General features: G+C 64.7%; 19 protein-coding genes. 3 read left to right on the top strand and 16 right to left on the bottom strand.

Features of this window, described 5'->3' with window-relative positions; translation table 11 throughout:
• Positions 1–9: 9 nt before the first annotated feature.
• Positions 10–909, top strand: coding sequence for a hypothetical protein (locus ACZYYX_RS24275; RefSeq protein WP_463817267.1), 900 nt, complete (start codon positions 10–12; stop codon positions 907–909).
• Positions 910–948: 39 nt separating this feature from the next.
• On the opposite strand, the gene ACZYYX_RS24270 is transcribed toward ACZYYX_RS24275, so the two are convergent.
• From ACZYYX_RS24270 to ACZYYX_RS24255, 4 genes are all read right to left on the bottom strand, one after another.
• Positions 949–1,359: an XRE family transcriptional regulator gene (locus tag ACZYYX_RS24270; protein ID WP_463817265.1), complete on the bottom strand. Its 411-nt coding sequence runs from the start codon at positions 1,357–1,359 to the stop codon at positions 949–951.
• Positions 1,360–4,186: 2,827 nt separating this feature from the next.
• Positions 4,187–4,975: a hypothetical protein gene (locus tag ACZYYX_RS24265; RefSeq protein WP_463817264.1), complete on the bottom strand. Its 789-nt coding sequence runs from the start codon at positions 4,973–4,975 to the stop codon at positions 4,187–4,189.
• 611 nt (positions 4,976–5,586) lie between these two features.
• Positions 5,587–6,045, bottom strand: a complete 459-nt coding sequence (locus tag ACZYYX_RS24260; RefSeq protein ID WP_463817263.1) for an HNH endonuclease — start codon at positions 6,043–6,045, stop codon at positions 5,587–5,589.
• Between the two features lie 2,133 nt (positions 6,046–8,178).
• Positions 8,179–9,129 carry a sulfite exporter TauE/SafE family protein gene (locus ACZYYX_RS24255; protein WP_463817262.1) on the bottom strand — a complete coding sequence of 317 codons (951 nt, stop codon included), beginning with the start codon at positions 9,127–9,129 and terminating at the stop codon, positions 8,179–8,181.
• A 162-nt stretch (positions 9,130–9,291) separates the two neighbouring features.
• On the opposite strand from ACZYYX_RS24255, the gene ACZYYX_RS24250 reads away from it, so the two are divergent.
• Both ACZYYX_RS24250 and ACZYYX_RS24245 read left to right on the top strand, forming a co-directional pair.
• Complete coding sequence (locus ACZYYX_RS24250; protein WP_463817752.1) at positions 9,292–10,356, top strand: sulfite oxidase; 1,065 nt, start codon at positions 9,292–9,294, stop codon at positions 10,354–10,356.
• A complete protein-coding gene (locus tag ACZYYX_RS24245) occupies positions 10,347–11,684 on the top strand; it encodes an MBL fold metallo-hydrolase (RefSeq protein ID WP_463817261.1) in 1,338 nt (445 codons plus the stop codon). Before ACZYYX_RS24250 ends, ACZYYX_RS24245 begins: the two co-directional genes overlap by 10 nt.
• A 7-nt stretch (positions 11,685–11,691) precedes the next feature.
• Here ACZYYX_RS24245 and ACZYYX_RS24240 read toward each other — a convergent pair whose 3' ends face one another.
• The 12 genes from ACZYYX_RS24240 to ACZYYX_RS24185 are packed head-to-tail and all read right to left on the bottom strand — an operon-like array spanning position 11,692 to position 22,810.
• Positions 11,692–12,201 (bottom strand): CAP domain-containing protein, encoded by a 510-nt coding sequence (locus ACZYYX_RS24240; RefSeq protein WP_463817260.1) that lies wholly within the window; start codon positions 12,199–12,201, stop codon positions 11,692–11,694.
• Positions 12,198–12,536: a DUF732 domain-containing protein gene (locus ACZYYX_RS24235; protein ID WP_463817259.1), complete on the bottom strand. Its 339-nt coding sequence runs from the start codon at positions 12,534–12,536 to the stop codon at positions 12,198–12,200. The genes ACZYYX_RS24240 and ACZYYX_RS24235 overlap by 4 nt, the downstream gene beginning before the upstream one ends.
• Positions 12,533–13,123, bottom strand: a complete 591-nt coding sequence (locus tag ACZYYX_RS24230; RefSeq protein ID WP_463817258.1) for a hypothetical protein — start codon at positions 13,121–13,123, stop codon at positions 12,533–12,535. Before ACZYYX_RS24230 ends, ACZYYX_RS24235 begins: the two co-directional genes overlap by 4 nt.
• A gap of 29 nt (positions 13,124–13,152) precedes the next feature.
• Positions 13,153–13,749 carry an Mce protein gene (locus tag ACZYYX_RS24225; RefSeq protein WP_463817256.1) on the bottom strand — a complete coding sequence of 199 codons (597 nt, stop codon included), beginning with the start codon at positions 13,747–13,749 and terminating at the stop codon, positions 13,153–13,155.
• Positions 13,716–15,215 carry an MCE family protein gene (locus tag ACZYYX_RS24220; RefSeq protein WP_463817255.1) on the bottom strand — a complete coding sequence of 500 codons (1,500 nt, stop codon included), beginning with the start codon at positions 15,213–15,215 and terminating at the stop codon, positions 13,716–13,718. The genes ACZYYX_RS24225 and ACZYYX_RS24220 overlap by 34 nt, the downstream gene beginning before the upstream one ends.
• Positions 15,215–16,336 carry a virulence factor Mce family protein gene (locus tag ACZYYX_RS24215; protein WP_463817254.1) on the bottom strand — a complete coding sequence of 374 codons (1,122 nt, stop codon included), beginning with the start codon at positions 16,334–16,336 and terminating at the stop codon, positions 15,215–15,217. Before ACZYYX_RS24215 ends, ACZYYX_RS24220 begins: the two co-directional genes overlap by 1 nt.
• The gene (locus ACZYYX_RS24210) at positions 16,333–17,607 is read right to left on the bottom strand and encodes an MCE family protein (protein WP_463817253.1); all 1,275 of its coding nucleotides are present in this window, start codon (positions 17,605–17,607) and stop codon (positions 16,333–16,335) included. The genes ACZYYX_RS24215 and ACZYYX_RS24210 overlap by 4 nt, the downstream gene beginning before the upstream one ends.
• Positions 17,607–18,911, bottom strand: coding sequence for an MCE family protein (locus ACZYYX_RS24205; RefSeq protein ID WP_463817252.1), 1,305 nt, complete (start codon positions 18,909–18,911; stop codon positions 17,607–17,609). The genes ACZYYX_RS24210 and ACZYYX_RS24205 overlap by 1 nt, the downstream gene beginning before the upstream one ends.
• Positions 18,908–19,936 carry an MCE family protein gene (locus ACZYYX_RS24200; protein ID WP_463817251.1) on the bottom strand — a complete coding sequence of 343 codons (1,029 nt, stop codon included), beginning with the start codon at positions 19,934–19,936 and terminating at the stop codon, positions 18,908–18,910. Before ACZYYX_RS24200 ends, ACZYYX_RS24205 begins: the two co-directional genes overlap by 4 nt.
• Positions 19,933–21,279: an MCE family protein gene (locus ACZYYX_RS24195; protein ID WP_463817250.1), complete on the bottom strand. Its 1,347-nt coding sequence runs from the start codon at positions 21,277–21,279 to the stop codon at positions 19,933–19,935. The genes ACZYYX_RS24200 and ACZYYX_RS24195 overlap by 4 nt, the downstream gene beginning before the upstream one ends.
• Positions 21,276–22,127: an ABC transporter permease gene (locus ACZYYX_RS24190; RefSeq protein ID WP_463817249.1), complete on the bottom strand. Its 852-nt coding sequence runs from the start codon at positions 22,125–22,127 to the stop codon at positions 21,276–21,278. Before ACZYYX_RS24190 ends, ACZYYX_RS24195 begins: the two co-directional genes overlap by 4 nt.
• Positions 22,124–22,810 carry an MlaE family ABC transporter permease gene (locus tag ACZYYX_RS24185; protein ID WP_463817751.1) on the bottom strand — a complete coding sequence of 229 codons (687 nt, stop codon included), beginning with the start codon at positions 22,808–22,810 and terminating at the stop codon, positions 22,124–22,126. Before ACZYYX_RS24185 ends, ACZYYX_RS24190 begins: the two co-directional genes overlap by 4 nt.
• Positions 22,811–22,972: the final 162 nt, after the last annotated feature.

Genomic DNA, 22,972 nt, shown 5'->3' with positions numbered 1-22,972 from the left:
ATAACTCGCATGGGCTCTCACGAATTCTATTCGCGACCAATACATCTGTACAAGGCGTTCCCGCACATGGAAGTGAACTTGACTGCACGAGAGCGTGACTTCTCACACAATTCGGCGAACATTGAGCGATCTGTGTCGTACCTAACGTGGTGGATAAGGTCGAGACTGCCCGGATTCCCGACCATTCCTGCGCCTCAGCTGGCCAAGGACTCTTATCACTCCAAGTTCGACCCCGAAATGCCGTGGACGAGAGACGGCTTGTCGGCCGGGCTGCAGTATTCGCGTCGGCCCGCTCAGTGTGACTACTTCATGGGAGTGGAGTCTGGTTCCAGGCCAGACGAATTGGCTCAAGCCTTCATGAGTCTGCCATCATGGCTCGAGTTCGCGGCTATCAGTCAACAGCTCTATGATGCCACGCGTAGCGAACTGCTGGCGGCAAAGCGCACGCTAGCTGATCGGGCGGCAGCTGCTGGGACGGAGAGCGGTAATGACTTCGGTGACCCACGGGTCCAATGGGGCAGAGCGCGCGCCATGACATCCGCGGTCGTTGCCGACCTATCACCGTTCGCGGCGAAATTCGCGGCGGCGTTTGAGTCGGTAAATGCGGAGATAAATCGGGCGTTGCAATGTGTACTTGTCCAGCTCATTGCGTTTGGTCCACCCCGTCGTTTAAGCGGCGTGACAGACCTTGACGTAAGAGCCACGGACCCGCCGACCATCTCGTTCCAGGTGACTTCAGGTGCCAACACAGGCTGCCTTTACTGGACGGACGATAGTCTGATCAAAGACGCGGTATTGATTGAATCCTTTGGTTTCGGAGGCAGTCAGGTTCATGGCAATCGCGCTAACGGAAGTGCCGTCGTGCTGCTCGGAAGTTCGACTGCTTGGTCCGAGTGGCTGCATGCTTGAAGCCGTGCGGAAGCCCGAATACCTTTGAGAGCGCGTGGCTCACGCATCAAGGTCTACTCTGTGTTCGTCGAATTGGGCGGTAATGCGAAGCTGTCCACCCAGCGCGGCAACATATGACTGCAGCGTCCCGATCTCGGTGTGCGACAGATCGCCGCTTTCCAACTTTGACACCCGAGCCTGCCAGACGCCCATCAGGGCGGCGATGTCTGACTGCCGCTGACCGTGCGCCTTGCGAATGTCGGCAAGTCGCTGAGCCCGGACGGCCTCGAAGCACTGCAACAGGTGGGCAGCTCCGCTCGCGGGCCAAAGTGGTCCGCATTTGCCGCGGAGTAGATCGGCGACACTTGCAGTTCGGCGGCGATCAGGTCGCCGGTCCGCCGGATCCGCCGCACCGCCGAAAGCGAACAGTAATGCCAGGACGAACTCATGCAGGGTCTCCGTGCCAACCATCCCTCCGACCGTGCGCCGACGACACCGACACCGACACTAGAGGGCCACGTGAGTATCTGTAGGGGAATGGCTGCCCAACCCGCAGATGGTACGCAGCCGCGGTGGTTGTCCCGTTGGCCATGACTCATTACCTATCGCTACTCGCATCGCTTCGACTGTGGATGTGTCCCAGCTTATTTGTGTTGTGCCCAACAGAATTTCGTCAACACAAAGAACCTTCGCTGCAAAGACGCGTTTACGCGCAGTGGCGGATCGTTCTCTTCGACCGCCGAAGTGATTCGAGGATTTCGCCTCGGCAAGGATAAGCTGCCTATCCACCAGGGCGAGTAAGTCGTTCTCAGTGACCGGATTACGACCCTCGTCAAGAAGTTGAAACTCGGACGCATCCGTGTAGCTAAGCTTCGCCGTCCGACGCAGGTACTCCGCGAGAAGCAGTGGAACGTCGCCGTTTTCGCGAACCAGCCCTCTAGCAATCGGGTGGAGATCGTAATACCAAGTCGGTTCATCCAGGGGCAGTCGCCACAAACGCTGCTCGAACGGATGTGAGGCAAGGCACCGCTGACAACTGATCGTCGAGCCAATTCTGTTTATGTGAACGAATGAGGAATGCTGACAAGTAGGACACTTGAGAAGAAGCCCCCGGCTCAAAACCTCCGTTTTCAATAGCTCGTCGACGCCCCCTCGCGCGTGCAAACCTTCTTCCATCTCAGAGACCATGCATATACCCCGGAAAGAGAGGAAGCCTTCGCCGTTAACTACGCAGCCCTCGTTCTGCGGGTATGCATCTGCTGTCGATCCAGTGCGTAGGAAAGCTTTGAGGACGGAGTGCATTTCTCCTGCAACAAGATTCGCCAAAAATTTCCGACCGCCGAGCATGGTTGCGAGTACGTCCGTCTGCTTACCTGCAGGCGACAGTTGAGCCGACAATCTGTGCGTACTCGCCCGCGCCGACGCCCAGTCGAACAACGATGGGAAGTTCAAGAGTGGCCGTGTCAAAGACTGGGCAGGTGACGCACCCGCGGGGACGAACCATGTCTGTTGCGCTTGATAGGACAGGCCGCTTCTTCCAACTCGTATTCGAGTTGACTTGGTATCGCTAGCTTGAGCAAGCAGCGCAGCATCTGGCACTGTGACAGTCGCGGGAAGCTCGTGGCCTTCAAGGCTTACGTCTACGTACCAGCACCCATTCCGCTCAAGCTGGTCTAGATCGCGCGCGCCGACTGAAGGCAGCGGGGGCAGCATCGCGAATGCGGCACTCCCACCGCTTAGGTTCACCGCTGTTGACCACTCATTCGATATGTGATCGCCGACGACGTGATGTGTCTTCCAATACCGCGAAAAATGTAGGTCACTAGCTTCGACGATTTTCCACCGCACTCTGCTAGGCGATGTAGTCCCGAGGGGTGATTTCGACCACCAATCGTCGACGCGTCCGCGCAACTCGTCGGTGCTCATAGATGCGGACGTGAAGAGCATTGTCCGCAAGTTGCTTTCGGCAGCACGAGCTAACCGATCTAACCCTAGCCTGACGTAAGCAGATAGTGTGTTGTCTTGCCACCACTCGTCAGGAAGCCAGCGGCCGAATCGATAGGTCTTGTCCCATAACGTCGACAGTGCAAAGTCTGCTGGAGAGTCACCCCAAACTACGAGTGCATTCGCGCGGTCGACCCCGAAAGAGGAAACTTCACTCAACCCGAAGAGGGTTCGGGAGAGGCAGGTTCCCAGTTGGGGGTCCGCTTCGTCGGTGATTCCAGGTAAAGCGGTTGGGTCGCGAGGCGGTGGCGAGAGCAGGCGGTGGACGGCCATCCGTCTGGCCTCGTCTGAGACGGGCGCGACTAGTTTGCTTGCGGCCGGAGTTTCACTGAGCCCCCAATGAGTTGCCGCGGCCAGGCCCAACGTGCCGTCAAGTCCGGGGTTTGCCCCGATGTGGCCTGCCTGGTCGGCAGCGAGTGACAGAGCGGATAAAGGCGTTGGCTGTCCTGAGCTAGGGACTGGTGAGTCCTCAGGTGAAAAGCTGAAGTTCCACAGCTCGGCGTGGCTCGGAGTGGCGACACTTGTTGGATCCAACCCCGGACTGCGAAAGTTGGCACATGCCGCTGAGATTGCAGCCTGCGCATTCCGAAGTGCATCGAAATCGGCGTCAATGGTTGCTGGATCTGTAAGTTCAGTTGAAAGGATTGAGTCGGGGTCGTACTCACGTGAGGCACGCAGCACCGTTGGGTGCAGTCCTGCCGAATCGACAGGTATTACGGCAAAACCGGCACCTGCCCATACGTTTGATACGTGATGCATGATGTTTTGGGCTCGATGATGCCAATCGGCGCAGGCGGCCACCAGGAGTATCACCCGAGGCGCGCGCAGCTGCATGTGTGCAACAACATGACTTGGTGGCTGTGAATTGGTCATCAAGACCACACCGTAATACTCGGACGACAAGGTAGAGCGGCACTTGGGCCATCAGTCGTCAAGCGCAGCACTCACGTCGAGTTCGTCGATCCCTTCCACGGTCTGTTTAGCGGAGGGCTGATTACGCGGAGCTGGCTTCGAAATCGGCCTGATCGACAGTTATGTGCCTCGGGGTCCGGCGCCGCAGTCCAACACGGTCGAGGCGTTGTGGCCGAGGGAACACGCCAGGAATTGCAAACGCGGCCAACGCATCTTGGCCGAGGCCCCTCGGTCGACAGAGACCCCGTTACGTGATCGATGGCCGGCGCCCAAGGCGACTCAGCACTGACCGCACGGCGGCTCAGCCAGATCTCTGACCAGTTTCACAATAGCCAGGCATCGCTGCTCGAAGACAGCACGCAGCACCACCTTCCATCCGGGATCAGTAATGATCACCCAGATCCACTGCCCACTCCTGCTGTGAACGCAGAATGCCCGTCACCATCATCACCGACTTCAACGCGTTCAACGGGTTCAGGTGATCGTTAGTAGGCGCATGAGCGACCACATTGCGTGACAGATGCTCAGGTTCCACCCCGCCCGGGTTGAACCCCACAAAGAACGCGTGCAGCGGCGCAATCAACACCAAGTGCGGGAACTCCCAAGCCTGCCCAAGCCTGCCAGCCACCTGCGCGAGCCTCTCGTGCTTCTTGTTCTCCCTATCCCACCGGGACTTCCACTGCTCGTAGTCGTATTGTGATGAGAAGCCGATCACCCGTGGCTCGATCGCCCACATCGCCAACTTTTCGCCGACTGCGACCGCCAACGACATCCCTGCGGCGTGATGACCGTCTTTGACCGCGCGCACCGCGGCTCCGACCAACGTGCGCGACTCAGCCACGCCGGGATGATCACACTCTTCGACGACGGCGATGCACGCTTCGAGAATGGCGTCTCGCGCGCCGAGCAGCATCGACTTCCGCTCAGCGGCGCTAGTTGCCGCATCGAGCCGGCGTATGACATCGGCCGGTGGAACCCAGGCGAGGGGAAGCGCTTCGGCCTTGGCGGCGTCCAGCAGCGCGGTGGAAGCGCCGGTGCCCTGCCAGTTCCGCGGCCGGCACATGTCCAAGGCGATCCGCAGGGCCGTGTCGGTCTGGGCAGCGACGAGTACGTTCGCGTCGTCGACACGAAGGATCGCCGCGTTGATATCGGCGAAGCTGGTGGTCGTCACCGGTGGCAGTTTACAAGCTGGTCCGGAGGTCGATCCACACATTTTTAGTGGCGCTGACGAGGGCGGTGTGCCGAGAAAGCGGTGGGGCGAGTGCGACAAGGGGGCTAGGGCGACGTCCAGGGCCGTGGAATCCGCGCCGGGCCACGTCGTGGCCTGCGTGAGCGGAGGTCAGCAGATCGCCGCCGCGTCGCAGCTTTGATCTGATCTCTGTCGGCGGCCGGCGCATCGAGGGGTAGATAGGTTCCCGGGTGATGCGAGCGAATCCGCCGGCGTACGCGCCGCGGCAGAGCCCCGGCGGGGCATCGTGCCCCGAACCCAATCATTCTTTGATGCCTAGGAATCCGCTGTCCGAAGCCAGCGAGCGCGACACAAATGCGGACGCGTTCGGATTGTCGGAATTCATGCATCTGACGTAGAACGGGGAGCTTGTCGGTCCGGACTTGTCGGTGTTCGGCTCCGGTGAGAGACCTACATACGTGCCGCTTCGCGTCAACGAATATTCAACATCAATGATCGAGAACTGACCGGAATCGGTGGAATCGGCCGAGGTCTTATATCAACAAAAGCCACTGCGTCACGGCAGGGGTGCTCGGGTCACGACGGTGGACACGTCAGGCGCAGGGGTCACCGGGATCGGGCCCATCGGACATCCACTCATCGACCAGCTTGTTGTTCTTGCGAACATTGCACTGCCAGCAGGCAAGTCGGCAATTATCCCAGTCGTGGGCGCCCCCAATCGACAGCGGGATGACGTGTTCAATCGTCGCTTTCTCGGGAAGGAACTTCCGCCCTACGGCAGTCTCGAAACTCATTGCGACGCCGCAGTAGCAGCACTGGTCGCCGTGGAGCTTGCGAAGCGCGCGGACGGTGATACCACGTACCGGCGTGCCGAGTTTCGCGAATCGTTGGCGCCGCGCATGTGTGGCCTCGACTGCGAGTGCGATTCGCTTGTCACGGTCGCGTTCGTAGCGCTCGCGATCCCGCTGGCGGAGCGCCTCGGCATCGTCCAGACGGTACTTCTTCATGCGGGCGTTGATGCGTTCTCGGTTGTTCGCGTGGAATTGCTTCATTTGCGTACTGCGACACGCTTTACACCGGGACTTACGGCCGCCAGAAGCATTCGGGTCACGGTCAAACTGATCAAGGGGGAACCGTCCGCCGCATCCTCGGCACAGCCGGGTGTCATCGTCATAGTCCACTGCAAGGTCATGCCGCAACTTCGGGGTAACCGGATCACCGTTCGCTCGCCAGCGTTGCCAATGACGCCTACACCACCCCCGAGCTACAGCCGACTCCCCGCAACCTTCGACAGCGCATGCTGTCGCGCCAGCCTTGGGCCGCACCCAATTGACGTCTCCGAATTGCTTGAGCCGCTTATGGTGCTGTCCGCAAAGCCCCGCGTGATGTACTCGGGTCTCACAGTTGTCGACCGAGCATTTTGGTCGTTCGAATTCGGGATCGCCGGTCTTCTTCCAGCGGCGGTAATGTCGATCGCACCACCCGCGCGCTATGACGGATCGATCGCATTCCTTCATCGAACACTCGACGCCGTTCATGGTCGGCGTCGCACCTTCCGTCGCGGTCGAGTCGCCGCACTCCTTCCAGCGCCTGTAATGCGAGGCGCACCACCCGCGCTTCTCGGCTATGTTGTCGCAACCTTCGACTGAGCAGGCAATCTCGGGATGGCATTGAGCTTTCGGGCGGACATACTCGGGATCACCATGGAGTCGCCACCGCGAGTAGTGAGTTTTGCACCAGCCGCGGGTGCGAGCGACCGCCTCACAACTGGGCACAGCACACACAACGGAAGTCCGAGGGGGTGGTGGGGATTTGGGCGGGGATACGCCTTCGGGATCGCCAAATCGCCGCCAGCGATCATAGTGATGGGAGCACCACCCACGGGCGATAATCTTTCCGCTGCACTCGTCGACTGAACATCGCGATTTACGGGGCGGTCGGACCCATAAGGGATCACCGTGCGTCTGCCAGCGGTTGTAATGCGTGCTGCACCATCCCCGCGCGATCGGAGGCTTGCCGCAGCTGTCGATGGCACAGTCGCTACGCGGTGGCCGTGGGGGAGCGACATACTCGGCATCGCCGTTGACGCGCCAATTTTGGTAGTGGGTGTTGCACCAGCCCCGCGCGTAAACGAACCTGCTGCACCCAACGATGTTGCACGTCGCTCGCTCGCCGAGCGTACCGTCCGTGAGTTGTCGACGGTAATGCCTGCCGCAGAGTCTCCGCGCATGCACCTGATCTGTGCAACCCTCGGTGGCGCACGTGCCTGTCCCCACAGACGGAAACTACTCCAAGGCTCCGACAACCGGGCCAGGCCACGGCGCCTGGGTCAAGCGGACCGCTCGATACCAAATTGCCTCAGCCATCTCCTTTACCTAGCCCTCGTAACGCGGTTACGACGTCACCGTGCTCATGCGCGCAGCGGTGAATGTGGTGATGCACATCCGCAATGTCAGGGTCGGGCCGATTGGGCGAAAGAATTTCCCACGGTCGCAGCGGACCCGATATTTGGGAACAAATTTGGGAACAAAACTCTGCGAAACGGGCCCAAACGGGTGCAATCAGACGGAACCGCTCGGAGGGCAAACCGGCACTGAGCTGCACAAATGGGAAATAGGGGGTACCCCGAAACTCCGGATTTCTGTCTCATAACCCTGAGGTCGCAGGTAGCGCCAGCGCACGGCAAGGTCGGCTCCATGGGCCGTGACGACAACCAGCAGGTTGACGCCGATCGTCCAGCAGCCCCTCGCAGGTATTCGTGGATAACAACGGTTATCGATGAAGTGTGTCGGCTGCAGGCCGAGCGGGGAAGTGCCCCTGCGTTCCGGAACTTACCCTGTGATGTGGATAGTGATCTGCGCGTAGTCGATCACCGCTGGGAACCCACCCGCGACTCCCGCCATCCGGCCATCGCCCATTGATGACGGGGACATCGCTCATCCTGAGCGAGCGTGTCATGCAGGCACCGACAGGCGGCTAATTCGGGTCTAAACCGAAGCCCCCGCTGTGCCAGGACTGTGCCAAGACGCGCGAAAACGGGCGAGATGCGAGCGATGCGGTGAGACGCGTGGGATCCGCTGACCCGGACATATACGTACGGAATAGACGTACGGAGACGCTGCAACAGCAGGTGAAAGGCATTTACACACCAGCGGTCGGCGGTTCGATACCGTCCGCGCCCACTGCTACGACGCCGCGGCGGCTCTGTCCTCGCCGGCCTGCTCCTTCCCTGTCTCGGCGATGGAGGAGACGTAGTCCGCGGATTCCCGCTCGCGGTCTTTGAGGTACTCGCGCAGTGAGTACGCGAACGCCGCCGCCCATGCGGTGATGATGACCGCGTAGGTGACGTTGCGGAGCAGCGCGCCAGCGTCGATCAGATCGCTGCGGAGCAAGGTCCTGGCGTTGGTGAGCACGATGATGCCGCCGACGGAAGCGCCCAGAAGCCGCGGCGGGAAATGGCGGACCAGCCAGGCGGCCAGCGGCGCAGCCACCATGCCCCCGGCGAGAATGGCGAGCACCCAGCCGACGTTGATGCCTTGCGAGCCAAGGCTGACCAGGAAGCCGAGGCTCGCCGCGATGGCGATCACGATCTCGCTGGTGTCGATCGAGCCGATGACCTTTCGCGGTTCGATGCGGCCGCTGGCCAGGATCGCCGGAGTGCCGACCGGGCCCCAGCCGCCACCGCCCGTCGCGTCGACGAAACCGGCGAGCAGGCCGAGCGGTGCGAGGAACCGCCTGCGCAGCGGCTTGCCGAGATTGTGGCGCGGGATGCCTTGGAAGGTGAACCGGCCCAGCACGTAGAGGCCGAGGGCGAGCAGGATCAGCGACATTACGGGTGCGGCGGCCTCGGTCGACAACTTCGACAGCACCGTCGCTCCCAGGAATGCGCCGACAGCTCCGGGCACGGCGATCCTGCGGACCACCTGCCAGTCGACATTGCCGAAGCGCCAATGGGAGAACCCGGAGATCAGGGTGGTGCCGATCTCGGCGAGGTGGACGGTGGCCGATGCCGCCGCAGGATTGGTCCCGATGGCCAGCAACAGCGTGGTGGTGGTGACGCCATAGGCCATACCGAGGCTGCCGTCGACGAGCTGCGCGGCCAGGCCCACCAGAGCGATCAGGACGATGGTCTTCACGATGTTTTCTCCCACAGGCAGAGCGCAGTGACATGAAGGGGATTCCCCGCTCGTACCATCGCGTCGGCTTTGCGATCACCGTGAGGTGAACTCAGGGTGCCAGCGCCGCGGTTGGCTACATTTGCCGCCGTGGGAGGCCTGCCCTGGGGTAAACGCGCCGACATGGTCGTTCACGGTCTGTCTCCGTTCAATGCCGAACCGCCACCGACAGCACTGGCCGGCGCCGACATCACACCCATCGACACGTTCTACAGCCGCAACCACGGCGAGGTGCCCCAGCTGGCGCCGCAGGACTGGCGCGTGGATATCTCCGGACTGGTCGACCGGCCGCTGACTCTCGGCATGCACGAGTTGCGCGACTTTCCGGCGCACACGGTCGAAGCGACCCTGCAGTGCGCAGGCAACCGGCGCGCGGGCCTCGTCGATGTCCGCCCGATCGCGGGAGAGGATCCCTGGGGGCCGTGCGCGACGTCGACGGCGGTGTGGGGCGGCGTTCGCCTGGCCGACGTCCTGGCCCACGCCGGGGTGCAGGGCGAACCCGGCCGGCATGTCGAATTTCTGGGACCCGACATCACGGACCTGGCCGAGCCGCCGCAGGCCTACGGGAGTTCGATTCCGCTGCACAAGGCCCTGTCGGCCGAGGTGCTTCTGGCGTGGGAGATGAACGGCGAACCGCTGCCGCCGGTGCACGGGGGGCCCGTGCGCGCTGTCGTGCCCGGCTACATCGGCGCGCGCAGCGTCAAGTGGGTGCGGTCGATCACGGTCCGGGATTCACCGTCGGACAACTACTTTCAGGCGGTTGCCTACCACCTGCTGCCTGCCGACGTCGACCCTGACACCGTGCCACCGCGGACGGGTATCTCACTGGGTCCCGTCGCTCTCAACGGTGACATCCTCAACCCCGCTGACGGTGACCGGGTACCAGCGGGCACGCTCGCGGTCGCCGGTTACGCCTACGCGGGTGACGACCGGACAGTGGCGCGGGTCGACGTCTCGGCCGACGGTGGAACCACTTGGCAGCAGGCCGTTCTCGACCCCCAGACAAGTCCGTGGACGTGGCGGCTGTGGCGAACGACGATCGAGGCCCGGCCCGGGCCCCTGCACCTGCTGGCCCGAGCGTGGGACAGCACCGGGGCTCTGCAACCGGAATCGGCGTCGTCGGTGTGGAATCCCAAGGGTTACGCGAACAACTCGTGGGCGCGGATCTCGGTGACGGTATGCGAGTAGACATCATCGAGACGTCGAGCCTGGGCGATCGCAGCTATGTCGTGAGCGCCGACGGCGTCGCCGTCGTGATCGACCCGCAGCGCGATGTCGACCGAGTCCTCGCTGTGGTAAGGGAGCGCGGTGCCCGCATCACCCACGTCCTGGAAACCCACCTGCACAACGACTACGTCACCGGCGGACTCGAACTCGCCCGCACCGTCGGGGCGCAGTACGTGGTGCCCGGCGGCGAGGAACTGGGGTATCAGCCGCACCGGGTCGGTGACGGTGACCTCGTCGATGCCGGACCTTTCACACTGCGGGTGCTGCACACACCCGGCCACACTCTGGAGCACGTCAGCTATGCCCTCGACGACGCGTCCGGTCGTACGGTCGGCGTCTTCACCGGCGGCTCGATGCTGTTCGATGCAACGGGCCGCACGGATCTGCTCGGTGACGAACACACCCGCGGCCTGAGCGCGGCGCAGTTCCGGTCCATCCGACGGCTGGCTGACGAACTGCCCGACGACGCACAGGTGTATCCCACCCACGGATTCGGCAGCTTCTGCTCGGCGACCGCCGTCGACCGTGACGAGTCGACGGTCGGCGAGCAACGGCAGAGCAATCCGGCGCTGACGCGCGACGAGCAGACGTTCGTCGATGAGCTGCTCGCCGGGCTGTCCGACTATCCGGCCTACTACGCCCACATGGGCGTCATCAACCGAGAGGGCCCCGCACCGGTTGATCTGTCACCGCCGCGCCGCACCGACGTCGACGAGCTGCGGCGGCGGATCGAGGCCGGCGAGTGGGTCGTCGACCTGCGTCACCGGACCGCCTTCGCTGCCGGGCATCTCAACGGCAGCTTCGGCTTCGAACTGTCGGACTCGTTCGTCAACTACCTCGGCTGGCTCTACGGCCGGGGCACTCCGCTCTCGGTCATCGGTGACGACGAGGAGCAGATAGCCACGGCGCAAAGGGAATTGGCCCGCATCGGTGTCGACCGCGTCGAAGGCGCCGCCCCGTTCGACGGCACAGGGCCCGTGCGGTCGTACCCGGTCGCTGACTTCGCGGAATTGGCGCCCCGTCTGGGTGACGACGGTGTCGTCGTGCTCGACGTGCGGCGCACCGACGAATACGACGACAGCCACATCCCCGGCGCGGTCAACATCCCACTGCACGATCTCACCGATCGACTGAACGATCTGCCTGACAAGCAGATCTGGGTGCACTGCGTGAGCGGGTACCGCGCCGCGGTGGCCGCATCGATTCTCGATCGCGGCGAGCGGTCCGTCGTGTTGATCGACGACACCTACGGTCACGCAACGGAACTCGGTCTCACGACGTCGACGTGAGGTTGGCTCATTCCGGCCGGCCGTACACCGCCACGACGACGCTGCGGTCCAGACTGTTGGCCGACCAGACGCCGATGGCGGTGTTGGCGCAGTCCGACATGGTCGACCATGCCTGCGGGTCAGCGTGCCACAGCCGCAGGACCTCGAGACCGCTGATCGCCAGCGCCGGGTTGATCGCGACCGTTTCGGCGACCGGTCCGTGAAATCCGGCAGCGTCGGCGCGGCTCTGCGGAGTGGAGCCGTCGGAGCCGAGGTGCCCGTCGAGCGCGCGGTCGGCGAGCAGGTTCTCGGTGTGCCACTGCGCTGCCAGCCTCAGTTTCGGGTCGATCCGGATATCTGTGCGGCATCCCGTGTCGTAGCGGGCGGCGTAGGCGTTGGCCACGACACTGTCGTTCAGCCGGGAGTTGTCGGCACGCGCGACGGCGCAGGCGCCCGTCGGGAGGGCGCACAGGACCGTGAACACCGCCCACAGGGTGAGCAGGTTCCGCGTCGTCGTGAGGTCGCGGGCGGCGGTCATGGCGGTGGGGGGCGGTAGCCCGCAGCCGAGTTCCGGAGTTGCCAGATCTGAGCGGGGCACAGTTCGTTGACCGCCTGGGTGATGAGGTAGGACGCTTGATAGTCGTCAGGATTGGCGAAGTCGGTCTTGACGTCCCCCATCAACTGGGGATAGGTCCGACCTGCCGTGACGGCGTCGCACAGGCGTCGCCCGTAGGCCAGGGCGTCGTCGGCGTTGGCGAAGTGATACCCCGGCCGCACGGTGACGTTGACGAGATAGGCGACGGCGTCAGCACCCGCCGATGGCGAGAGCACCAGCGCGGCAGCGACAGTCAGCGCGGCCGCGCCCCCTCTCACACCGGTTCGAAGTTGGAGACCAGCCACCGGTCACCGACCCTGTCGAGCGTCACCCGAACACTGGACGCGGTGTTGGTCGGCGCCGCACCGTCGATCGTCAATGCCTGGTTCACCGCCAGCAGGACCACCGCGTGGCCTTCAGAGGCAGACACAGATGCCGCTGCCGGTACCGTCGCCACCGCGGTGATCTTCTGTTGCTTGGCGCCCGGCGCGACGACGTCGGTGACCAGCTTCGTGTACTCGTCGCGGAAGTTGCCGGTGAGCCGATCGGCGGCGGCGCCGAGATCCGCGTCGACGGTGTCCGGTCGGTACGACAGCATCGCGACGGCGCTGTCGGTGGCGGCGCGCACCGATTCGGTCGTGGCCGTCTCCGCCGATCGGACCGTGTGGTCCTGCCACTTGAGGAAGGCAGCCGCCAGGGTCAACAGCAGCGCCAGAGCGGGTAGGAGGCCGTAGGCGAGGAGCCGTGGCCACCGGCGCGATCTGCCTTCTGCGGCAACGGTTTCCGCTGTGTCTCGCCCGTCATCGGTAGTGGCTCCGGTGTCGTCGGTGTCGTCGGCCACCTGCTCGACGATATCCAGGGTCATGGGCGGCTCCTCGCTGATCAGTCGGGTGCTCACGGCACGAACTCGACGTTGGACACCTTGGTGGTGTGATCGACGTCCTGCAGGCTGATGCGCAGTCGCCAGCCCCGGGGTGGCTGCTGCGGCGCGGCGGCAGTCGACGTCTTCATCGACACCGTGACCAGGACCTCGGCGTGATCGTCGGATGCCGAGAGCAGACCGGCTTCTGTGACGGTGCCTTCCGACGACGACTGGACCTTCTTCACGACGTCGACGAAGGGCTGCGACCGCTGCTGGAAGTCGTCGCGGAACGTCCCTGTCGCGGAGTCGAGGATCCGTTGCACATCGGCCTCGGCCTGGGTGTAGCTGATGGTGGTGAAATTGATCGCGGCCTGCCGAGCCACCTGAACGTAGTCATCCCGTCGCGTCTGGGATTCGTGTGCCCGGTGATCCCGGAAGCCGAACCACCCCACCAGAGCACCGGTCGCAGCGACGACGACGATGCCTGCGGCGACGGCGGTCCGGAGGCCGAGCCATCCGGCGCGGGGTCCACCGGTCTCCTGAGGCGGGGAGTCGTCGCGGTCCTCGCCGGGTGCGGTGTCGGCGGCGGTCTCGGTCACGGTGTCGGGGGGATCAGCATGTTCTGCCATGTCTTGCCTTTCGGGCCTTCTGCGAGGTCGGACTGGGTATGGGGCCGGCCATCCGGACCGATGTAGGTCCCGGTGGCCGGGTCGTAGGGCACCAGGGCGACCGGCGGTGCGGACGTCTGCGGTGGCGCGGCCGGTGGCGCACCTGCGGGTGGCGGCGCGTCGGTGCCCGGCCAGGGCACGCCGGGCGCGTACTGCGGCACGCCCTGTCCGGTGATGGTGGCGTTCGGGTCACCCTTCCAGTTGAACCCGTCGTTGAGCGGCACGTACTGTTCGTCGCTCTCGCACATCTCGACCGTCGGGGCGCGCTTGGCGGGATTGTTCTCGCACGGAATGTTGCGCACGCCACGGACATTCAGCGACGAGTCCTGGGGAACGCGGCAGTACAGTTCGCCGGCCGGCCTTTCCGGATAGTCCTGTTCGGCCGGGGAGCGTTGCTGCTGCACCGGCAGGAATCCGGTGTTGCACGGTGGCGGCAGGTTCAGGTTCAGATTGAAGTCCAGATAGATTCCGCGGTAGTCCTGTTTGGTTCCCGAGTTGGGCAGCGCGATCGCCGACATGACCGCCGTCCCCTGCGGATAGAGCACCAGGAGCTGCTCGATGTCGGCCCGATAGGTGACCGCGATCTCGCCGAGACTGACCATGTTGGCCAGCAGCACGGGAAGAGCGGGTGCGACGCGGTCGAACAGCGCCTTGCCCTCGGCCAGCGCCGGACCGCCGACGGTGAGCAGGTCGGCGAACGCGGTGTCCTGGGCCCGCAGCTGCCCGGTGATGGACCGGACCCGCTGGGCCCAGGTCGCGATCGAATCGGCGGTGCGCGCCTGGGAGTTGAGCACCGGGGGTGACTGATCGATCAGCGCGGTGATCGGCTCGACGTTCTTGCCCGCCTCGATCGCCAACGCGCTCGATCCGTCCACGATTCGCGACAGCTCGGGGCCGAGGCCGGCGACCGCGGTGGCGGCCTCGTCGACGACAGTCTTCAGATTGTCGGGCGGAATCGCCCTCAGCGCGGTGTTGGTCGCATCGAGTAGCTGACCGATGTCGGGGGGAACCTGCACCTGCGCGGCGGGGATGACATCACCGTCGCGCAACGTCGCCGGTGCCGCGCCGCCCCCGTCGGAGCGCGGGGTCAATTCGACGAACTGCTCCCCGATGGCCGACCGGCTGTGCACGGCGGCGGACACATCCGCGGGCACGGCCGTGCTGGAATCGAGTGTGAGCACTGCGCGCACTCCGCCAGGGGTCACGTCGATCGAGGTCACCCGCCCGATCTCGGAGCCGCGATACGTCACGACCGACGACTCGTAGAGTCCTCCGGTGGCGGGCATGTCGAGGGTCACTTCGTATCGGCCGACACCGAGCAACGCCGGCACCTGCACGACACCGAAAGCCATGATGCTGCCCGCGACGACGGTGATCGTCGCGAGAATGGTCAGCTGGATCCATACGGTGCGGGGCAGACGGATCATCAGTACGCCCCCCACCGGTACGGAGCGACGAGCGGGTTACCGGCGGTGTAAGGGCTCGGCATCTGACCGATCGTGCGGCCCCACTGCATCTCGAGTTCGGTGAGGTTTCCCTCCCACCTCGTTCCGGTGAACAGGCCGCTGTCCAACCGGCTCAGCGTCAGATCTATGACGAGGGTGATGTTGGCGAAATCGCCCCGAAACCAGTTGGCCACAGTGCTTTTCACCCACGGATACGTCGACAGGAAATCCAGACCCCTGGTCAGGGCAGGGCCTGCATCGGCCAGCTCGCGAAAGACCGGCGCGATACTGCGGAGGTTGGCGACCAGGTCCTCCCGGGTCTGGGTGATCGTGGAGGTGGCGATCGCGCTGAACTTGCCCACGGCGTCGATGGCGTCCACGAGATGGGCGCGCTGCTCGGCGAGGACGGCCAACGCCTGCGGAATGGTGGTCAGCGCACGCTCGACGGTCGGATCCTTCTCGGCGACCTGGCCGGCCAGCGCGTTCAACCGCTCGGTGGCGTGGATGATGTCGTCGGTCTGCGCGTTGAGGCGGGTGACGAAGGTGTCGAGCTGAGTCAGCAGGCTGCGCATCTCGTCCTCGCGGCCGGCGAGCGCCGTGGCGAAGGCCTGGTTGATCTCCTGCAGCTGCCCGATTCCGCCGCCGTTGAGCAGGATCGACACCGAGGCCAGGGTCTGTTCTGTGGTCGGGTACGTGGCCGCCGCGGACAGCGGGATGACCGACCCGTCCTTCAGTTCTCCCTCCGGCCGTGCGTCGGTGGGTGGGGCCAGCTCGATGTGCATGGAGCCCAGCAGGCTCGTCTGCCCGACCTTCGCTGTCGCATTGGCAGGCAGGTGGACGTCACCGTTGATGCGCATTGTCACCAGTGCATGCCAGTCCTGCACCTCGATCTTGGTGACGTTTCCGACGTTGACGTCCGCGACCCGCACGCGGGTGTTCTGCTGGATCACCACGACGTCAGGCAGCTGCGCCTGGATCGTGTAGGTGTTCGCCCCGTCGCCTTCGGTACCCGGCAGGCTCAGCGAGTTCAGTCCGCGCCATTGGCAGCCCGGCACCGCCAGCAGCACCGCGGTGGCGGCCAGAGCCACCAGCACACGGCTCACGGCGATCCGCCCGGGGGGGCGGGTACCGCGAACAGACCCGGCAGGCCGAGCGCCGGATCGGTGGAGATGGCGGGGCCGGGCACCGGCTGCGGGGGTGCATCCGGTCTGAGCCGGTCCTCGCTGTAGGTGATCTCGTTCGGGCGCGCTGCGGCGCCGACGAAGGGGTTCACTCCCAGCGGCGGGAAGTTGTACTGACGGTTCTTGATGATCGGCGCCAGGTACTGCACGCACAGCTTCGACGATTGTTCCCAGCCCCTGCGCGACGCGGCTTCGATTGCGCTGCAGATGAACTGAACTGTGTCGGCGAAATTGACCGGTGCGAGGATGCCGGTGACGGCGCTCTGCGCCGGCTGGTAGATGTTCATGAAGTTCTGGAACACCGTCGGCGCGATGTGCAGGACCTGTTTGACGTCACCGCGGCTGTCGTTGAGAGCGGTGGTGATGGCGGCCAAACGATCGACGGTGACGCCGAGGTTCTCCCGGTTGTCGGCGACGAAGCTTCGTAGGTCGTTGACGGCACCGTCGAGACTGTGGGTCGCGTCGGCGAACTCGTTGGGCGAATTGGACAGCAACGTCGACACCTCGGCGAGATTGGTGTTGAACGCGGCGAGCAGGTCACTGCTCGACGTCAGGGCGGACACCAGTAGTTGCAGGTTGCGTACGGTGCTGAAGATGTCGGTGCTGTGATCCCCCAGGGCCGAGATCGCCTGCGACAGCTTGATGATGGTGTCTCGTGCGGTGGCACCCTGACCGCGCAGGTTGGCCGCCGCGGTGTTGACGAACTCGCCGACCGCGCTGGGGCCTCCCGGGGTCGTGGGCTGCAGCGCGGCGGTCAGCTTCTCCAACTGGTCACGGAAGTCGTCCCATTCGACGGGCACGGCCGTGCGGTCGAGGGGGATCGTCGAACCGGGCGACAAGGTCGGTCCACCTGAATACGCGGGAACCAGTTGGATCGCGCGCGCGGTCACCAGCGATGGCGACAGGATCGCCGCCTTGGCATCCTCGGGCACCGGATAGTCGGAATCGACAGAAAAGGTGACCTTCGTCTGCGTGGGCTGCGGTTCGATGCGGTCGATGGTGCCGACGGCAACACCGAGGATGCGAACCTCGTCGCCGGTGTAGAGACCGTTGGCGTTCGCGAACAACGCGGTGAAGGTGTTCTCGCTGACGCGGTTCCACCACGGCGTGGCCACGACGGTCACTGCGACGGTGAGGATGAGCACCAGGGTGGCCGCGAGCGCGATGCGCGCGGCGCGCATGTGCTTGGTCATCAGTTGCCCCCATCGGGCGCCGGCGGGGGAATCGTCGGTGCCGGTGCGGGACCGGACGCCGCGGGCGGCCCGGGTGGCGGACCGCCAGGAGCCGGTGCGGGTAGCGGCTCGCGATAGGGATAGCGCGGGTCGCCGGGCTTGCCGGTGATCGCGTCGGGCAGGGTGAGATTGGGGTCGCCGCCCTGCCCGGTCCGGGGATACGGCACCGGCAACGGCGGGGTGCCCGGCTGACCGATCGGCGGGTCGACCAGCTGAGACGGGGCGAGCACATTCGGGTCGAGACCGAGGTCGGAGAACGCGGCGTCGATGAAGGGTTGGGCGAACTGGCCGGGCGCGAGGTTGACCACCGAAGCCTTGAAAAACGGGCCCGACCCGAGAACCTCGCCGAACGACATGGCGTAGCGGCGGAGCAGGTAAAGGGTGCGCTGCAATTCCTGCTTGCGATTGTCGAGGATGCCCAGCACGCCGTTGAGCTTGTCGGTGGCGGGCTTGAGCGCCTCCCGGTTGTCGGCGACCAGCCCTGAGATCTCGTGCGAGGCGGCTGTCACGTTCGTCATGAGCGCGTCGATCGAATTCCGCTGGGACAGCAGCTCGGCGAGAAGCGAATTCGTGTTGGCGACGAGTGCGGCGATCTGATCGCTGCGCTTGGCGAGTACGCCGGTGACCGCGTTGGCGTTGGCCAGCAGACTCCGCAACTGAGCGTCCCGGGCGTTGAGGGTCTCGGAGAACCGGGCGATACCGTCGAGCGCCATGCGCAGTTCCGGTGGCGTATAGGCGAAGGTCTGCGCAAGTGTGCTCAGCGACGCCGACAGCTGGGTGGTGTCCAGCCCACTAATGGCGGTGGTGAGGTCACCGAGCGCGGTGGGTAGATCGTAGGGAGACACCGTGCGCTCCACCGGGATCGGACCCGTCAGCGTGCCCTCACCGCGCGGTGTCACCTCGAGCATCTTCGTGCCGAGCACCGTCTCGGTCTTGATGGCGGCTTCTGTGCGGTCACCGAGTTCGACATCGTCGCGAACGGTGAAGTCCACGCGTACCCGCGTCCCGTCGAGCGCGACATCGGACACGTCGCCGACCTGCAGACCAGACACCTGGACCTTGCTGCCCGGCTTGATACCGCCGGCTTCGGCGAAGTAGGCGGTGTAGTCAGATGTGCCCTTGATGAAGGGCAATTTGTCGTAGGAGAAGGTCGCGATCACCGCGGCGACCAGAATCAGAACGCCGACGGCGCCGACGACGTGCCGGTTGCGGTCGGCGAGTGGCTTGAGCCGGGGGACCCTGAGAAGCACTTTCAGACGCGTCATTTCGGTGTGCACCGTCCCGAGACCTGGTCGGCGAGCTTGACGTAGACCGGTTCGCCGCCCTTGCCGTTCACCTTCAGGACCGCGTCGCACAGATAGAAGCCGAAGTAGTCGCCGTAGAGGCCGTTGCGAGCCAGTACCTGGTAGGCGTCGGGCAGGGTCTTGACCAGGTCGTCGACATAGTCGTGATCGGCCATGATCTGGCCGGAGAACCGATCCGTCTGGGTGACCGCCTCCTTGATCGGCGGCCGGGCTTCGGCGAAGAAATCGGCGACGGTGCCGGCGGCGGCGTTGACGTAGGCCGTTCCCGTCACGATGTCGGACCGCCGCTCGGCAAGGGCCTGGGTGAGTTCGGCAAGCTTGCCCAGCCCTTCGGAGAACTGGTCGTCGTGCGCGGCGAACGTATCGAGGACGGTGTTGAGGTTGGTGATCACCTGACCGATCAGCTCATCGCGACCGGCCAAGGTCGACGTGAGCGCCGAGGTCTGCGCCAGCACCGAGGCGATCGTGCCGCCCTGGCCTTGAAAAACCTTGAGTAGCTCGCCGGAGAGGGCGTTGACCTGGTCAGGGTCCAGTGCGCGGAACAGCGGCCGGAATCCGCCGATCAAGGCGTCGACGTCGAGGGCGGGCGATGTGCGGGACAGCGGAATCTGCTGTCCCGCTGACAATGTCCGCGGCGATCCGGGTCCTTCCTCGAGCGCCAGGTACCGGTCTCCGATCAGGTTCTCGTAGCGCACCGCGGCCCGGGTGCCTTCGGTGAGTGTCAGCTTGTCGTCGATCGCGAAATCGACGGTGACGGTGCCGTCTTTGTGCAGGGTCAGGTTCTTCACCTTGCCGACCTCCACACCGGCGATGCGCACGAAGTTGCCGCCTTTGAGGCCTGACACATTGGTGAACACCGCGCTGTAGGTGGTGCGCGGATCGAACCGGAACTGACCGAAGACGGTGACCAACGCGAACATGAAGGCCAGGCACAGCGCGATGAAGAGCGCCACGCGTTTGAGGCCGCGCGGTGTCCTGCGTGTCATGGCTGGCTCCCGTCGGGTGGCGGTGCGGTGGCAGGCGGAGGTGGGGGTGGGCCCGGCGGTGGCAGGGGCCCCGGCGCGGGGCCGCCGGGGTACCGGATGCGCGGTGGTTCGGGGATGGCCTTGGTCACCGGGAAGTAGTTCGCGATACCCGGGAAGCCGATGCCGGGATTCGGTCGCACATCCAGGCCGGTACCGAATCCCGTGTCGGTCACCAGATACTTGACCGGAAAGTTCTTGCTGACGTCTGGCAGCGATCCGCAGCTGGGCCGTCCGCCCGGTCCGCCCGTCGCGTTGACCCGCGGGAGGTTGTCGGGGTAGCGGTAGGGGTCGTCGCCGGCCAGCAGCGCCGCATCCATGACAACGGATTTGCCGTTGCCGCCCAACGCGTCTCGGCCGCCGTTCTCGAGGAACCACTGGGCGCCCTCGAACAGGCAGGTGTAGGTCGCCGAATACTTATCAAGGAGCCCGGTGGTCGGTACGAGCAGGTTCAGCATGCGCACCAGGTTCGGCTGGTTGCCGGCGAGCAGGCTGGTGCCCGACTGTGAGAAGCCGACGGCAGACAACAGCAGGTCGTCGAGGGCCTTCGCGTTCGCGCTGATCGTCGTGCTGGTGGTGGAGAACGAGTCGAGTGCTGCCAGGATGTCCTGTGCTGCACCGGAATAGGCGTCGGCTGTGGCGCCGAACAGCTGCCAGTCCCGCTGGACGGTGGGCATCCGCGGGTTCATTGCGAGCAGCACCCTGTTGGTGTCGGTGATCGCTTGCCCGATCGTGGCGCCCTTGCCGCGCACGGCTTCGCCGACCGCGGAGAGCACCGCGTTGAGCTTCGCGGGATCGATCGCCTGCATCACCGATTGCAGATTCTGGAAGACCGTGTTGACCTCGACCGTCACGTTGCGGGAGTGCAGAACGGAATTGCGCTTCAGGGTCTGGGCGCTGGCTCCTTGAGGCGGCACGATCAAATCGACGTACTTGGCTCCGAATGCTGTGCTGGCCTTGATTTCGGCCTCGATGTTGGCCGGCATGAGCGCAAACGGCTCGGGATCGATCTTCAACGTGAGTGTGGACAGATCCGTGCCGTGCGGGTCGGTGCGAACTCCGATGGCGTCGACGACCCCCACCTGCACGCCGCGCATCTTGACCTTCGCGCCGTTCTCCATCACCAAGCCGGACCGGTCGGAGACCAGGGTGAGTGGGACGGTGTCGCGCAGGGTGCCGTTGAACAGCAGGACGGTCACCGCGACGAGCGCCGTGATCACCACGAGGAGGATGGGCGCAAACCAGATGGGATCGACGGCGTTCCCGCGGCGGGGGGAATTGGTGCGCTCGGTGTTCACGGTCGTCATCCCGACAGATGGAAATTGCCGGACTGTCCGTACACGGACAGCGTGATGGTCAGGAGGATGAACACCCCGGCGGTGATGGAGGTGCGCACGGCCCGTCCGACCGCTTCGCCCACCCCGGCGGGGCCGCCCGAGGCTGTGAACCCGTAGTAGGTGTGTATCGCCATGACCGCCGCCGCCATCGCCAGTGCCTCGGTGAACGACCACAGGAGATCAGTGGGGTGCAGGAACGTCGTGAAGTAATGGTCGTACACGCCGCGTGACTGTCCGTAGATCATGGTCGTGCCGAATCGCGTGGCCAGGAACGACATCAGCACGGCAACGGTGTAAATCGGGATCACCGCGCAGATTCCCGCGACGATGCGCGTCGAGGCGAGATAGGTCACGGAGCGGATCCCCATCACCTCCAGCGCGTCGATCTCCTCGTTGATCCGCATGGCGCCGAGCTGAGCCGTTGCTCCAGCGCCGATCGTCGCGGCCAGCGCGACCCCCGCGGTGGCGGGCGCGATGAATCGGACGTTGAGGAAGGCGCCGAGGAATCCGGTCAGGGCCTCGATTCCGACATTGGACAGGGTGTTGTAGCCCTGGACGGCGATGAGGGCTCCGGTGGTCAGTGTGAGGAAGCCGACGATCACGACGGTGCCGCCGATGACTGCCAATGCCCCGGTGCCCATCCCCATGACCGCGATCAGTCGCAGGACCTCGCCCGGGTAGCGGCGCACGGCGTCCACTGTCGAAACGAGCGCGGTCCCGTAGAACGCGGTCTGCTCACCCAGCCGGCGGGTGGCGCCGACCGTCCTGCCTGCGAGGTCGCCGACGATCGAGGGGTCCCGGTCCTCGACGGCGGTCATGGCGCGACCTTCACGCCGAACGCAGTGGACACGATGTTGATCAGGAACAGTGCCATGAACGCGAAGACGACCGTCTCGTTGACCGCGTTGCCCACGGCGGTGGGCCCGCCCCCGACGGAAAGGCCTTTGTAGCAGGCGATCAACCCCGCCGAGAGGCCGAACAGCAGCGCCTTGACCAGTGACACGATCACCTGCGGAAGGCCGGTCAGCAGGGTCATGCCCGCAACGAAGGCGCCGGGTGTGACGTCCTGGACGAACACGACGAAGAAATAGCTGCCCGCGAGTCCGATGACGGCGACCACCGAATACAGCATCAGCGCAACGAATGTCGCGGCGATCACCCGGGGCACCACGAGCGCTTGGATCGGATTGACACCGATGACCTTCAGCGCGTCGATCTCTTCGCGGATCGTGCGCGCCCCCAGATCCGCGCACATCGCGGTCGCGCCCGCTCCGGACACCACGATCGCCGTGACCACGGGTCCCACCTGTGTGACGGACGCGAGCGCCGCGCCCGCGCCGGACAGATCGCCCGCTCCGACCTCGATGAGCACGATGTTGAGCGTGAAGACGATCAGCACCGTGTAGGGGATCGACAGCACGACTGTGGGGACGATCGACACGCGAGCGACAAACCAGATCTGTTCGATCAACTCCCGTGACGCGAACGGGCGACGGAACATCGAGGCGATCGTCTCCCCGGCGAGCACGAAGAAATCTCCAAGGGCGAGCGTCGGTTTGGACCAGGCCGCTTCAAGTCCCACGTTCACCCCTTCCTGGCCGATCCCGGGGCTCGGACGTTAGGAAGGGGTGAATTAGCTGTCAACCACAGTGGCGCGGTGAAC

The organism is Mycobacterium sp. IDUB_1 (assembly GCF_055419625.1).
Note: the sequence above shows the minus strand (reverse complement) of the source record. Positions and strands in the feature narration are given on the sequence as shown.